The organism is Paraburkholderia sp. MM6662-R1, assembly GCF_050436245.1.
Taxonomy (GTDB): domain Bacteria; phylum Pseudomonadota; class Gammaproteobacteria; order Burkholderiales; family Burkholderiaceae; genus Paraburkholderia; species Paraburkholderia tuberum.
The window spans coordinates 3,399,758-3,414,422 of the sequence record NZ_JBNDLV010000001.1 but is presented as its reverse complement, the minus strand read 5'-3'; the positions used below and the strand labels follow the sequence as shown (position 1 = coordinate 3,414,422).

The following is a 14,665-nucleotide window of genomic DNA, read 5'->3' as shown; positions in this document are numbered from 1 at the left end:
GACGCCGGGGGGCATCCGCGTCCGACCAGATCGCGAACAGTGGTTGCGCGTCTTCATGACGAAGCGGCCGCAGAACGAGGCGTGGGGTAGTCAGCGTGACGGGCTCGAATAATGGCATGACGGGGGCGGGGCACCGGAAATAGATGACCCCATTAGAACATGTGGGCCGAGAGCCAACAACCGCACGCATCGAACCGCGTGGCGGCACAGCCTTTGTGCAGCCACTTTCGCGATTTACCTCTGTCGCTTACGGGTCGCGTGCTGCCGGTGATGACACGGCACTTGTCGATCGCACAACGATTGGCAAGGTTCGGCCACGAACGCTCCTTCGCAGTCGAATGGCGAACGTCTGCTGATGAGCGACGAGTCGCCACTTGGCGAAGCAAAGGCGACTGACGATTCGTCGGACGAGCCGGCTTCATTTTCAAGCACTGTGCGCGGCGGCTCAGATTTCGATGGCCATTCTGGCCGATAGCGCCGTCCGCTGGAACAGCCGTCCCTGTGCTTCTCGCCATGCCAGTGCTTCCGCAATGGCGAGTTAGCCGCTAAAGCGGTTTGGGTATCGCTGGAAGTCACTTCCAGACAAAAATGGTTATCGCTTCTCACACCAACGCGCGGTTCGCTCGTGTGCATGCGCTCATGCGGACCGATGCGGTCGAAAAAAGTCGACCGGGTTAGGGTCGGCTAAAGATTCCGGCTTCAGAGGGCCACGCCGGAACTTGAGAGGAGTCGGCGGGCAGGGGCACATCGTCCATCAGTGACATGGCCTCTTCAATGCCCTGCCAGAATGACCCGGCGATCCCGGCGCGCTGTAACGTCGTCAGGTGGGGCAAGGCTGCATCGAGAAACCTGCCCAGGACCATCGCCCGCGCGACAAGCGCGCTCACTGTCTTCGTGTTGGCGGTCACGAGCCTGCTGATTCGTTCGAATGCGTCGTTCGCATGGTCCAATTTTCAGATCCGCTCAGAATGCCTGCCAGTCCTCAGCACTGGTGCCGGACGAAGCCAGTGTGTTCCTCTTCGGGGTAGTGAGGGGCGCCGTCTCTCGCCTTGTCAACGCGGCAGGATGGGACGTGCGAACCTTCGGTGCCGGCCGACGCGGTTCGCTCGGCGGGGCAATCACTCGTGACGCGGATGCCCTCCCGTCGTCGACCTTGAAGACGGCCACTGCGTCACGCAACCCTTGGGCCTGCTGGGCCATCGATTGCGCCGCTGCCGAGGCTTCCTCGACCAGCGCGGCGTTCTGCTGGGTCGCCTCGTCCATCTGGGTGACGGCCGTATTGACCTGCCCGATGCCGGTGCTCTGTTCTTCCGATGCTGCCGCGATCTCGCTCATGATGTCGGTCACGCGCTGCACCGACTGAACAATTTCCTTAATCGTGCTACCAGCTTCCTCAACGAGCTTCGAGCCGGCATCTACCCGGGTCACCGATTCGCCGATCAACTCCTTAATCTCTTTGGCCGCCGTGGCGCTGCGCTGAGCGAGCGTGCGGACCTCGCCGGCCACGACGGCAAAACCCCGCCCCTGTTCGCCGGCGCGGGCCGCCTCGACCGCGGCATTGAGCGCGAGGATGTTGGTCTGGAACGCGATGCCTTCAATCACGCTGATGATCTCGGTCACCTTGGCTGAGCTGTCGGAGATCCCGTGCATCGTCTCGACCACGCGTCCGATCACTTCCCCGCCGCGTTGCGCGATACCCGACGCCGTACTGGCCAGCGCGGTCGCCTGCTTCGCGTTGTCGGCGTTCTGGCGGACCGTTGCCGTCAGCTCTTCCATGCTCGAGGCGGTTTCCTCGAGGGATGCGGCCTGCTCTTCCGTGCGCTGCGACAGATCGGTGGTGCCCTGCGCGATTTCGCCTGCGGCGACCGAGATCGACTCGCTGGAGGTCTTGATGCCCTGCACGATGGCCGTCAGCCTGTCCCGCATTTCAGCGAGCGAGCTCATGAGACTAACGCCACCCGAGAACGGTACCTTGACGTCGACCAGGAGATTACCTCTCGCAATTTCCTGTGCGACAGCCGCTGCAACTGCGGGGTCTCCACCAAGTGAGCGACTCACGCTGCGGATGAGTAGCAGCATGACTCCCGACAGCAAGAAACCAACTAAAATTACGGAAGCCAAGCCTTTTATCAGGTCGCGTTCAAACGTTGTGTCAATATCGTCAACGTAGGCACCTGTATATACATGCCAGTCCCACGTCGGCAGATAGGCGCTGTACACCAGCTTATCAACCGGTTTCGTCTGCCCGGGATGTGGCCATTGATACTGCGTCAGGTGATTCGCTCCTGGGTCATTGCTTCTTATGACCTCGAGTGCGACGTGCTTCCCGTTCGGATCAGTCGAGCCGGCGGCGCTCTGATTCTCGAGTTTTGGGTTTGTCGGATTCAGGATTCTGACCGCGTTCGAGTCGTAGATTCCAAAATAACCGCTGCCATCGGCACCATATCGCATCGCCCTAAGCTCCGAAATTGCATTGGATTTCGCGTCCGACTGCGAGATGGCGCCTGAATCAGCTAGCTGCTTCCAGCGCTCAGCGGCACTCATTGCAGTCTCGACCTCTTGTTGCAGGGCGACTTTGCGTCCCTCCATTAGTGACATCCTGTTGAGCCCTGACTCGGTACCTGCGACCGCCAGAAGGCCAAGAATCAATAAGGCCATCATGGCCCGCAGATTGGCGTTCAGTGTCCGTACTCCCATGTTTTTCTCCGTAGGACTGGTTGACATCATATGTTGCATAGAATAACGTTCATGCAACATTCGTTTACCGGTTATCGACTGAACTGCACAATACTTAAGAGTTTCTGAACGTTTCGCGATCGCCATGACGGACGCACTGGTGAGCCTTGCTACGGCAGGACTCTTGGCGGTCTCAAGAGTCAAGTGCAACGTTTAGCTAATCCAGCTTTCTCTAACTCTTTAGCCATTGCTTCCTCGGGGGAGTCCCAGCCGAGCGTCTGGCGAGGCCGCCCGTTGAGCAATTTGGCGATGTCATTGAGTTGGGTCTGCGAGAGCGTCGAAAGGCCCGTGCCCTTTGGCAGAAACTGACGCAGCAAGCCGTTGCTGTTCTCATTGCTGCCGCGCTGCCAGGGCGCGTGCGGATCAGCAAACCAGATATCGATATTGAGCCGCCTGGAGAGGCTCGACATGGCAGGCCATTTCCATTCCCCGATCGTAGGGCGGGCTCTCGCGAAGAAAGGCCGGCAACTTCTTCATTTGCCGCGAGAAGCCTTCCAGCGCATCCTTGGCCGTACAGCCATCCATGCGGCACAGAATCACGAAGCGCGTCTTGCGTTCGACCAGCGTGCCCACGGCGGAACGATTAAACGCACCCTCGATGAAGTCGCCCTCCCAGTGCCCCGGCAACAACCGTTGCTCGATCTGCTCGGGGCGATATTGGATGCGCAAATCCTCGGGAACATAGCTGCCGCCAGCAAGCGTCGTGCGCCGATTTCCGCGCGCCGGTTTTTCCTGGCGCAAGGCTGCGATCATGGCCGGTTTCAGCGAGCCACGTGCATAGGTGTAAATGGCAGCGTAGACCGTCTCGTGGCTGACGTGCTGACTTGGGTCGTCCGGATACATGGCCCGCAGTTTGGCAGCGATTTGCTGCGGCGACCAGCGCCAGTAGACCAGGTGATCATGCACATGCCGATAAAGCGCGCTGCCTTCGATCAACTTGCGCGGCCGTACGCAGCGCCGACGACGTCGAAGCGCTGCGCACCAGCAGCCCCGCAATAGTTCTTATGCTGCCGCCCTTTCGATGTTCGATCATGATCGCCGCGCGTTCTTCCGCACTCAAATGCTTGCCCGCGGAATATCATTCGGCGATGCTCGAACTCACTAATGCCATCCTCGCCACACTCGGCCACGGATCGTCCGGGCGGGACCGACCATTGATCGGCCCAAGTCGGGCCTCGCCCCTTTGAGCGAGCCGGAACGGCCGCTTTTGAATGGGATGAAGACGTTCTCAAAAATTCGCCGAAGGGCTGGAACGGGTCGAACTCGCCCGACTGTAATATGCCCGGTTCGCCGATAAGCTTTCGCTCGCTCATTCCGGCAAATACGCACGCCCGGTGGTATTTTTGGTGGTATCCGTACCGGCAAAATTCCTCAAACCCGCTCAAGCAAAGCGATAGCAGGGGGTTTTTCATTCCGGCCCTGCTCAAACAATCTTCCCGATTCCCAATCGTCAGGAAGACATCGCCAGTCGCATCTCCCATCACGAACCCTTTAGCCACACCGGGATCATTCATCCAGGCTGGTAAGCACGCCCTCGCCGCCTCACTCCCGACGGTGGAAAGTACCTTGCGACACAGAGCCCGTAAATGATCAGCGCCGCGACCGTGTAGGACACGAATCGCGCCGCAAAGAACAGCAAGACTACGACGATCGCGGCCAGCAGCATTTCCAGTCTCGGACCGAGCGCCGACAGTTGCCCGCCGCGCGCTTCGAAGGCGGTCTCCAGCAAAATCAGCAACGGGATCAACGCGAGCACCATGTGGATCGGCTCGAGGATCGGATAAGCCACGAGCATCGTCATCGACGCGAGCGCGTAGTCGATGCGGCTGTCCCGATGGCGGCGAAACACCAGATACGCGGACAGCAGGCAAGCAGCCAGCACCACCGCATGCGAAGCAATCGACAGCAACGTACCGGACACCGGCATGCCGATCGTCGCCGATAGCGTCTGCAGCGCGCCCCTCACGGCATTGTTCATCGGCGCGCCGCCACCGCTCATCGCCAGTGCCATGCCGTTCAGGCGCGGCATGTCCGACACGAAGTAGTGCCACAAAACGTCGAAGCCGAGGCGCGCTCCGGTGATCAACGTCAACGCAATCGCAACGACGCTCGCCATCACGAACGTCCGCCATTCGCGACGCAGCAACAGCAGGCCGGCGACGGCCACGGGCGTGAGCTTGATCGCGATCGCAAAGCCAAGAAAGAGTCCAGCGGCATAACCTTTGCCACGCTCGATCAGCGCGAAGGTCGCAATCAACAGGAAGAACAGCAGTTCGTTCGATTGGCCGTCGTAGGTATCTTCGACGAGCGGAAAGCTCAGCAGCGCGACCGCCACCAGCAGCAGATTCACGCTGCGCTCCGTGCCGCGGTACGCCATCGTGACGACGAGATACAAAGCCACCGAGAACAACACGATCGACGCACTCGCCCAGACGATTTTCGCGGCGAGCGGCGTCAGCAGCGCGAGCGGCGCAAACACCAGCGCGAACTGCGGCGGGTAGGCGTAGAAGATGTCGTCGCCCGTCGAGCGCGCGCCGATGCCCTGCAAAAACGCGATGAGCGCGTCGTGATCGTACAGGCGCGCCGGGTCATGCAGCACGACGTTGAAGGCGTACAGGTAGAAATTGAAATCGCCGAAGGCGTCAGGGACGTTGCCACGAAACTTCGCGACGACGTGAAGGATACGCAGCGCGAGGCAGGCTACCGCAATCAGCAAAAGGAGCGCGGCACCCGCGCCGAAGTTCGACCTGGTCCGTACGGCGCCTGCGTTGAACATGGTGTCTCTCCGCGGTATGTCAATCAACGTGGGAGTTGCTGCGCCCTTGAGACCCGCGCTAGCGGGGGCGTACCAGCAGACCATGTCGCCGGTACGGTCCGGGGATGGCCGGCATGGCCAGCCATGCCGGCTTCGTGCCGGACGACCGGACAGAGATTACCGATTCGCAAAAATCGATCTGTGCGCTCGCCCACACGAGACCGACCAATGTCGGGAACTTCGGCGCGCGAAGATCGTTCGTCGGCGGCGAATCGCCGTGTTCGCCGCGGAATACCACGCGTCGCGCCGATCGGCGCTTATCGGCTCGCGGCCCCCCATGCCAGCGCGCGCAACCTCGCGGCGTCGCTTGATCACGTAGCCGCCCTACATCAGCACGAGCCATGCCGGCACCAGCCACACCGAGATCGACAAGCCCGGCGTCAGCGCCCCTGTGTTCGCCGCATGTCGCCGCTGGACGTTGAACGCTGTCGAAGGCAGCGCTGTGGCAGATTGCACGGCTGGACCGTACGGTCCGGTCTGGCAAAACCGCTAACTTTACCCGACCGATATTCCTCTGACATTCCGGAGCCGCCCGCTTCGTTCTGCGCCGCACTTAAGCGCGCGGATTGTGATTGTCACGGGGATTGCGCCCGGGTATGTTGCCGAAGTCCACTTTTCACGCTGCGGAGCTTCACTATGTTGGCCAAACGTCTGCTTTGCGCCGCCGTGTTGTGCCTCAGTTTCGCGGGCGTCAGTCCGTCCGCGCTCGCGCAGACGGTGCCCGCCGCCCAGCAACCGGCCGATGACGCCGCGTCGCAGGCAAGCGGCCAGCCTGCGCCAGCGCCTGCCCCCGCTACTGCCAGCAAGCCGCCTGCCGCCGCGCTCGGCGGCCCGGTGCGCAACATCGTGCTCGTGCATGGCGCGTTCGTCGACGGATCGAGCTGGAACGGCGTGGTCGCGAAGCTGCAGCAAAAGGGTTATCACGTGAGCTCGGTGCAGAACCCGCTGACCTCGCTCGCCGACGACGTTGCCGCGACCCGCCGCGTGCTCGATCGCGAGAACGGTCCGGTGCTGCTGGTCGGGCACTCGTGGGGCGGCGTCGTGATCACCGAGGTCGCCGCGAACGCGCCGAACGTCGCCGGGCTCGTGTATGTCGCCGCGCTTGCGCCGCAACTGCACGAATCGGCGATGGACGTGATGAAGGCCGGCGGGCCGATGCCGGCCGGCCAGAGCATCAGCAAGGACGCGAACGGGTTCTTGTGGATCGACCGCGCACGCTATCACGCCGATCTCGCCGCCGACGTGCCCGAGACCGTCACACGCGTGCTCGCCGCCGCGCAGGTGCCGATCGCCGCGAGCGCATTCGACGAACCGGTCGATCAGGTCGGCTGGAAGGACAAACCATCGTGGTACGTGCTGACGACGAAAGACCACGCGGTGTCGCCCGATCTGCAGAGAATGATCGCCGCGCGCATCGGCGCGAAGGTGGTGCCGATCGCGTCGAGCCATCTCGCGCCGGTGTCGCACGCCGGGGCGGTAGCGGAGGCGATCGATCACGCGGCGCGCGAGTTGAGCCGGCAGCAGCAGTAAGCCGGCGGCTCGACGCCGCGCGGCTCAGCGCAGCATGAACGACATCGCCGACAGACAGTTCAGCATCCGCACCGCATGCTCGGCCGACGCCGCACTGAAGCGCAACGTCACGCCATCGACGCGCGTAAGCGTCGGCCATTGGCAGAACAGATCGGCGAGCCCGCTCGTTTGCACGCGCAGTTCGCAGTCGATCGTTCGCGGCTCCGCGCGCGTCGCGGCAGGCGCGCGGCCCGCTTCGACATGCTGACGGACCACGTCGCGCGCGGCGGCCCACAGCGCCTCGCGCACGCTCGCAGGCGACTGCGTGACGCCGCTTGCTTGCCCGGTCGCGGTCTTCGTGACGACGAAACGCGCGCCGGGAAAACGCGGCGCGGTTTCCTCGGCGAACACGTCGTCACCCGATAAAAGCACCACACGCGCGCCATATTCTTCGGCGAGCGCACCGTACAGCCCCGCTTCGCCCAGCTCCACGCCGTTGAACGCCACGCGCGCGAACGCGAAGCTGTTGATCGTGTGCGCGAGGATGCCGCGCGCTTGCGCCTTCGCGTGATAGCCGATCATGAAGACCAGCGCTGCACCGTATTCGAGCCCGGCCATCATGCCGAGCGTGCGCGGCTTGCCGAGCACGAGCTGGGCGCGCGGATCGAGCAGATCGGGCAGCAGGTTGCGAAAGCCGCCGTGCGAATCATTGACCCACACGTCGGTCGCGCCGCCCGCGAACGCGCCTTCGATGGCCGCGTTGGCTTCGAGCGTCATCCAGCGTCGCGCGGCTTCGTATTCGCCGTTGCCCGCGCGGGTCTGCTCGGCATGGAACACGCCGGCGATGCCTTCGATGTCGGTGGAGATCAGGACTTTCATCGCACGGAATTCCTCAGCAAGTGGGCAAGGTCCGGCACGCTGTCGCGCAGCGACAGCCGCCGATGACCGTCGCGACCGGTGACGGTCTCGGCGCTCCACAATGCATCGACGATCGCCTGCTCGACGCTGTCGGCGCAGGCGCGAAACAGCGGGTCCATCCAGTGATCCGCGACCAGCGGCGGCAGCGCGACGAAGTCCGCGCCGTGCGGCACCGTGTACGCGGTCGAAAACGCCAGCGCGATATCGCCGCTGCCGTGGCCGTACACCGAGCCGGTGCGCGCGAGACCGGCCGCCGCGCGCAACGACAGGCGTTTCAGCTGGCGCGCGTCGAGCGGCGCATCGGTCGCGACGATCATGATGATCGAGCCTTGCTCGGGTTGCTCGGGGGTCGCGTGAGCAGCGGCACTGGCAGCATTCGCCGCCTCAGCGACGGCCGCGCGTTCGGCCAGCATGCGCCCGAGCGGCGTGCCGTCGATCGTCAGCATCGGCAGACGGCCGAAGTTGGCCAGCACGAGCGCGCCAACGGTGTAGTCGCGGCCCGCCGCACTGAACAGGCGCGACGCAGTGCCGATGCCGCCCTTCAGATCGAAACACGACATGCCGCGCCCCGCGCCGAGCGCACCGCTCGCGACAGCGGCGCTTGCCGCGTCGAATGCTTCGGTGAAATGCCGTTCGGTCACGGCAAGCGCCTGAATGTCGTTCAGGTAGCCGTCGTTGCATTCGAACACGAGCGGATTGGCCGTCGACCATTCGCGGCCGATGCGCGGATTCGCGCGAATCGCCGCGCGGATCTGTGCCTGCGCGACCGTACCGACGCCGAAGGTGTTGGTCAGCGCGATCGGCGTCTCCAGCGTGCCGAGTTCGTCGAGCTGCACGAGCCCGATGCTCTTGCCGAAGCCGTTGATCACCGACGCGGCGGCCGGCACCTTGTCGACGAACGGATCGCCGCGATGCGGCCGGATCACGGTCACGCCGGTTTGCAGCGCGCCTTCGGCAAGCGTGCAATGACCGACGCTGACGCCGTCCACGTCGGCGATCGTGCCGAGCGTTCCGGCCGGCAACGTGCCGAGATGCGGCGCGCGCTCAGCCGAATGATGGTTGCTCATGCTCATGGCCGATCCAGCTTCGGATCGAGCGCATCGCGCAGACCGTCGCCGAGCAGGTTGAACGCGAGCACGGTCAGGAAGATAGCGAGGCTCGGAAACAGCGCGATATGCGGCGCGGTCACCATATCGGCGCGAGCTTCGTTGAGCATCGCACCCCACTCGGGCGTCGGCGGCTGCGCGCCCAAGCCGAGAAACGACAGGCTCGCCGCCGTGATGATCGACGTGCCGATGCGCATCGTCAGATACACGACGACCGACGAAATCGTGCCCGGCAGAATGTGCCGCGCCATGATCGTCCAGTCCGACGCGCCGATGCTGCGCGCCGCCTCGACATAGGTGAGCTGCTTGAGCATCAGCGTATTGCCGCGCACGAGCCGGGCGAACGCCGGAATGCTGAAGATCGCCACGGCGCAGATCACGTTGATCATGCCGTTGCCGAGAATCGCGACCACGCCGATCGCGAGCAGAATGCCGGGGAACGCGAACAGCACGTCGGCCACGCGCATTGTGATGCGATCCCACCAGCCCTCGTAGTAACCGGCAAGCAGGCCGAAGAACGTGCCGATCACCGCGCCGATCGCCACGGACAGAAAGCCTGCCTCGAGCGAAATGCGCGAGCCGACGAGGATGCGGCTGAAGATATCGCGGCCCAGCGAATCGACGCCGAACCAGTGCGCGGCCGACGGCCCCGCGTTCAGCGCGTCGTAGTCGAAGAAATTCTCGGGGTCGTACGGCACGATATGCGGCGCGATGATCGCGACCACGATCAGCAGCAGCACGAACACGCCGGCGGCCAGCGCGACATGCTGCTTGCGGAACTTGCGCCAGAACTCGCTCCACGGTGTGCGGATCGCACGTTCGGAGGCAACGGGAGTGGCCGCATTCGGCCCGGTGGCGGTGGTGCTCATGCGGGCCTCACTTGAAACGGATGGTCGGGTTGATCACCGCGTACAGCACGTCGACGATCAGGTTGATGATGATGAATTCGAGCGAGAACAACAGCACCTCGGCCTGAATGATCGGATAGTCGCGCATCGACACCGCATCGACGAGCAAACGGCCGAGGCCCGGCCAGTTGAACACCACTTCGACGACGATCGAGCCGCCGAGCAGGAAGCCGAACTGCAACCCCATCATCGTGACGACGGGAATCAGCGCGTTGCGCAGGCAGTGCTTGATGATCACGAGCCGCTCGGGCACGCCCTTCGCACGCGCGGTGCGCACGAAGTCCTCGTGCAGCACTTCGACGAACGAGGCCCGCGTGAAGCGCGCCATCACGGCCGCGACCGCCGCGCCGAGCGTCAGCGACGGCAGCACGTAGCTGCGCCACGAACCGTCGCCGACGATCGGCAGCCAGCCGAGTTGCACCGAGAAAATCTGCATCAGCAGCATGCCGAGCGCGAACGCCGGAAACGAAATGCCCGACACCGCGAGCGTCATGCCCAGGCGGTCCGGCCAGCGGTTGCGCCACACCGCCGAGGCGATGCCGATCGCCATGCCGATCACGACCGCCCACACCATGCTCGCGATCGTCAGCCACAACGTCGGGAAGAAGCGTTCCGCAATCTCCTGGCTCACCGGCCGCTTGCTGCGCGTCGAAACGCCGAAGTCGCCATGCGCCATCCGCCAGAAGAAACGGACGAACTGCTGCGGCAGCGGCTTGTCGAGCCCGAGGTCGGAGCGCACGAGCGCCACGGTCGCCTCGTCCGCTTCAGGACCGGCGGCGAGCCGCGCCGGATCGCCGGGCAGCAGATGCACGAACAGGAACACCAGCACGGCGACGATGAAGAGCGTCGGCAGCAGACCTAGCAGACGTTTGACGAGGAAGTTCAGCATGAAACCAGTCCGGCAAATGAGCGGCAATTGAGCGGCAAATCAGGCGGGCAACGAGGACTCGTGTGCGGCGGCGGGCTGGGTGAACCGCCGCCTGCGCATGCCGCCTCGTCAGCTCATCACTTGATCGCGATCTCGTCGAAGTTGAACGAGCCGTCCGGCGCGACGTAAGCGCCCGACAGACGCTTGCTGCGCGCATACACGACCTTCTCCTTGACGAGGAAGATCCACGGCGCGTCGGCCCAGATGCGCTTCTGCGCGTCGGTGTAGAGCGCGGCCTTCTGCGTGCGGTCGGTCGTTTCGAGCGCCTGCTTCAGATCGTTGTCGACCGCGTCGTTCTTGTAGTACGACGTGTTGACCATCTTCGGCGGAATCGAGTAGCCCGCGAGCAGCGGGCTGATCGCCCAGTCCGCCTCGCCGGTCGACGACGACCAGCCCGCGTAGTACATCCGCACCGGCGCGGTCGCCGGATCCTGCGCGCTTTCAACCTTGGCGACGCGCTGACCCGCTTCGAGCGCCTCGACGCTGGCCTTGATGCCGACCTGCGCGAGCTGCTGCTGCACGAACTGGATCACCTTCTGCGCAGTCGAGTAGTTATACGCGGACCACAGCGTCGTTTCGAAGCCGTTCGGATAGCCCGCTTCCTTCAGCAGTTCGCGCGCCTTCGCGGGATCGTACGGCCAGGGTCCGAGCTTGACCGCATAGTCGACGCCCTGCGGCACGACGCCGTCGGCCGGCGTCGCGTACCCGGCGAACGCGACCTTCGTCAGCGCTTCCTTGTTGACCGCGTAATTCAGCGCCTCACGCACCTTCGGGTTGTCGAACGGCTTCTGGTTCATGTTCATGCTGATGTAGCGCTCGATGATCGACGGCGCCGCGATCAGATCGACCTTCGGGCTCGACTGCAGTTGCGCGGCCTGCTCGAACGGCACCTGGAACGCGAAGTCCGCTTCGCCGGTGCGGATCAGCGCGGCACGCGTGTTGTTGTCGACGACCGGCTTCCAGTCGATCGCATCGATCTTCGGATAACCCTTCTTCCAGTAGCCGGCGAACTTCTTCACGGTCAGGTCGCCGGCCGGGTCCCACTTCACGAGTTCGAACGGGCCCGTGCCGACCGGATGAAACGCGATGTCCTTGCCGTACTTCTTCAGCGCGTCCGGCGAGATCATCACCGCAGACGGATGCGCGAGCACGTTGATGAACGCCGAGAACGGCGTTTTCAGCGTGACGCGCACCGTGTACGGATCGACCACTTCCGTTTTCTCGATGCGGCTGAACATGTTGTAGCGCTTCAGCTTGTTGGCCGGATCGGTCACGCGGTCGAAGTTCGCCTTCACGGCGGCCGCATTGAAGTCGGTGCCGTCCTGGAACTTCACGCCATGGCGCAGCTTGATCGTATAGACGCGCGCGTCGGGGCTCGCCTCATAGCTGTCGGCGAGCACGTTGACGAGCTTCATGTCCTTGTCGAAGCCGAACAGCCCCTGATAGAACGATTTCGCGACCGCCTGCGACAGCGTGTCGTTCGCGTCGTACGGATCGAGCGACGTGAAGGTCGACGCGACGGCCATCACGGCCGTCGTTTCGGCGTGCGCCAGATTGCCCGCGAGCGTCGCGAACACCACCGCGCCGCCGCTGACGAGCGCGCGCAAACGAAACGGAGAGGACGGGAACAGCAGGTTCATGAGATTGCTCCAGGCTGCGAGTTAAGGGTGTGACAGGGTCGTTATGGTTGGCTTGTGCTTCGGCTGCGGGTGCTGCGGGTTTTGCGGGTTTTGCTTCGGATCTTTTTGCTTTAACGCGATGCGGCGCTTCGCTCAATAAGCGCCGCCGACGCGATGCTGCGCGACGAAATGATCCGGTCCCACCGCGACGAGCGGCGCGACGACCGGCTCGTCGTGCAGCGCGCGGATCGGGCTCGGAATATCGTCGGCGGCGAGAATGCGTTGCGCGTGACGGCGCGCGGGATCGGCGACCGGCACCGCGCTCATCAGCTTCTTCGTGTACGGATGCTGCGGCGCCTCGAACACCGCGCGACGCGGACCGATCTCGACGATCTGGCCGAGATACATCACCGCGACGCGATGGCTGACCCGCTCGACCACCGCCATGTCGTGCGAAATGAACAGATACGCGACGCCGAGCTCGCGCTGCAGGTCGAGCATCAGATTGACGATCTGCGCCTGCACGGAGACGTCGAGCGCGGACACCGATTCGTCGGCGATCACGACCTTCGGATTCAGCGCGAGCGCGCGAGCAATCGCGATACGCTGACGCTGCCCACCCGAAAACTCATGCGGATAGCGGCGCGCGGCCTCGGCCGGCAAACCGACTTTCTCGAGCAGCCACGCGACGCGCGCCTGCGCTTGTCCACCCTGCGCGACGCCATGCACGAGCAGCGGCTCCATGATCGAGAAGCCGACGGTCAAGCGCGGATTCAACGACGCGAACGGGTCCTGGAAAATAAACTGGATATCGCGACGCAGCGCCTGCAACGCAGGCCCGGTCAGCGAGCTGATTTCCTTGCCAGCGAATTCGATCGAGCCACTCTGACTTTCGACGAGCCTCAGCAGCGAGCGGCCCGTGGTCGACTTGCCGCAGCCCGACTCGCCGACCAGCGCGAGCGTTTCGCCGGGCCGCAGATCGAAGCTGACTTTTTCGACCGCATGCACACGGCCCGTCATACGGCCGAACAGGCCGCTACGGACCGCAAAGCGCGTGACCAGATCGCGCACGCGCAGGATCGGCGGCGTGTCGTCGCGCACCAGCGGCTGCGCTTCTTCGGCGACAGCCGCCGCCGGCTGCACCGCGGCATCGGCGCCGTTCGCACCGGCCTGCTCGACGCTCAGGATCGGAAAGCGCGCGGGCTGATCGGTGCCGTGCATCGAGCCGAGACGAGGCACCGCCGCGAGCAGCGCCTTCGTGTACGGATGCGACGGTGCGGCGAACAGCGTGTCCGACGCGCCCTCCTCGACCTTCTCGCCGCGATACATGACGAGCACGCGGTCGGCCACTTCGGCAACCACGCCCATGTCGTGCGTGATGAAGATCACGCCCATGTTCATCTCGTCCTGCAAGCCGCGAATCAGTTGCAGGATCTGCGCCTGGATCGTGACGTCGAGCGCGGTGGTCGGTTCATCGGCGATCAGCAGCGCGGGCTTGCACGACAACGCCATCGCAATCATCACGCGCTGGCGCATGCCGCCCGACAGCTGATGCGGGTAACGCGCCGCGACGCGCCTTGCCTCGGGAATCCGCACGATCTCGAGCAGACGCAAGGTTTCGGCGCGCGCGGCCTCGCGGCTCTTGCCCTGGTGCAGCGCGATCGCCTCGCTGATCTGATCGCCGACCGTGAAGACCGGATTGAGCGAGGTCATCGGCTCCTGGAAGATCATCGCGATGTCGGCGCCGCGCACCGTGCGCATCGTGCCGGACGACGCCTTCGCGAGATCGAGCACGCTGCCGTCGCGCCGCCGGAAGGCGATGCTGCCGCCGGCAAGACGGCCGCCGCCATGCTCGATCAGCCGCCATCAGCGCCAGCGACGTGACCGACTTGCCCGAGCCCGATTCGCCGACGATCGCGAGCGTCTCGCCGCGCTCGACCGTGAACGACAGATTGCGCACCGCGTTGAAGGTCGAGTCGCCGCGGCGGAACGCGACCGTCAGATCGTCGACCGCGAGCACGCGCTGCGGCGGCAGGGTTTCGATACGCGGGCTGGCGGTGTGCGAGGAAGTCGGCACGGTGGTTCCTTTGCTTTGAATTCGAACGCGGCTAACGGGGCCTCAGGCA

10 protein-coding genes and 3 pseudogenes are annotated in these 14,665 nt (G+C 64.2%); 1 reads left to right on the top strand and 12 read right to left on the bottom strand.

From position 1 onward, the window contains the following. Nucleotides 1-4 precede the first annotated feature (4 nt). The 6 genes and pseudogenes from OKW39_RS16140 to OKW39_RS16115 form a co-directional block, all read right to left on the bottom strand. A pseudogene (locus OKW39_RS16140) lies at nucleotides 5-118 on the bottom strand (GNAT family N-acetyltransferase); the annotation flags it as partial. A 556-nt stretch (nucleotides 119-674) separates the two neighbouring features. After that, nucleotides 675-950, bottom strand: coding sequence for a hypothetical protein (locus OKW39_RS16135; RefSeq protein WP_090801524.1), 276 nt, complete (start codon nucleotides 948-950; stop codon nucleotides 675-677). Nucleotides 951-963: 13 nt separating this feature from the next. Further along, nucleotides 964-2,823, bottom strand: coding sequence for a methyl-accepting chemotaxis protein (locus OKW39_RS16130; RefSeq protein WP_429563012.1), 1,860 nt, complete (start codon nucleotides 2,821-2,823; stop codon nucleotides 964-966). A 53-nt stretch (nucleotides 2,824-2,876) separates the two neighbouring features. After that, nucleotides 2,877-3,769, bottom strand: a pseudogene (locus OKW39_RS16125) (IS30 family transposase). A 477-nt stretch (nucleotides 3,770-4,246) separates the two neighbouring features. Beyond that, complete coding sequence (locus tag OKW39_RS16120; RefSeq protein ID WP_429563011.1) at nucleotides 4,247-5,512, bottom strand: glycosyltransferase family 87 protein; 1,266 nt, start codon at nucleotides 5,510-5,512, stop codon at nucleotides 4,247-4,249. Nucleotides 5,513-5,875: 363 nt separating this feature from the next. Beyond that, complete coding sequence (locus tag OKW39_RS16115) at nucleotides 5,876-6,007, bottom strand: hypothetical protein (RefSeq protein ID WP_429563010.1); 132 nt, start codon at nucleotides 6,005-6,007, stop codon at nucleotides 5,876-5,878. A 180-nt stretch (nucleotides 6,008-6,187) separates the two neighbouring features. Between OKW39_RS16115 and OKW39_RS16110 the strand changes: the two genes are divergently transcribed. Beyond that, the gene (locus OKW39_RS16110) at nucleotides 6,188-7,081 is read left to right on the top strand and encodes an alpha/beta fold hydrolase (RefSeq protein WP_429563009.1); all 894 of its coding nucleotides are present in this window, start codon (nucleotides 6,188-6,190) and stop codon (nucleotides 7,079-7,081) included. A 24-nt stretch (nucleotides 7,082-7,105) separates the two neighbouring features. On the opposite strand, the gene OKW39_RS16105 is transcribed toward OKW39_RS16110, so the two are convergent. The 6 genes and pseudogenes from OKW39_RS16105 to OKW39_RS16080 all read right to left on the bottom strand — a co-directional run bounded on the left by OKW39_RS16105 (nucleotide 7,106) and on the right by OKW39_RS16080 (nucleotide 14,616). After that, complete coding sequence (locus OKW39_RS16105; protein ID WP_429563008.1) at nucleotides 7,106-7,939, bottom strand: M55 family metallopeptidase; 834 nt, start codon at nucleotides 7,937-7,939, stop codon at nucleotides 7,106-7,108. Further along, a complete protein-coding gene (locus tag OKW39_RS16100) occupies nucleotides 7,936-9,051 on the bottom strand; it encodes a P1 family peptidase (RefSeq protein WP_429563007.1) in 1,116 nt (371 codons plus the stop codon). The genes OKW39_RS16105 and OKW39_RS16100 overlap by 4 nt, the downstream gene beginning before the upstream one ends. After that, nucleotides 9,048-9,953: a glutathione ABC transporter permease GsiD gene (gene gsiD, locus OKW39_RS16095; protein ID WP_184051631.1), complete on the bottom strand. Its 906-nt coding sequence runs from the start codon at nucleotides 9,951-9,953 to the stop codon at nucleotides 9,048-9,050. Before gsiD ends, OKW39_RS16100 begins: the two co-directional genes overlap by 4 nt. A gap of 7 nt (nucleotides 9,954-9,960) precedes the next feature. Beyond that, nucleotides 9,961-10,881: a glutathione ABC transporter permease GsiC gene (gsiC, locus tag OKW39_RS16090; protein ID WP_090801536.1), complete on the bottom strand. Its 921-nt coding sequence runs from the start codon at nucleotides 10,879-10,881 to the stop codon at nucleotides 9,961-9,963. A 116-nt stretch (nucleotides 10,882-10,997) separates the two neighbouring features. After that, entirely contained in the window at nucleotides 10,998-12,560 is a 1,563-nt protein-coding gene (gene gsiB / locus OKW39_RS16085) for a glutathione ABC transporter substrate-binding protein GsiB (RefSeq protein WP_090801538.1), read from the bottom strand. Nucleotides 12,561-12,692: 132 nt separating this feature from the next. After that, nucleotides 12,693-14,616 (bottom strand): annotated as a pseudogene (locus OKW39_RS16080) (dipeptide ABC transporter ATP-binding protein). Between the last annotated feature and the right edge of the window lie 49 nt (nucleotides 14,617-14,665).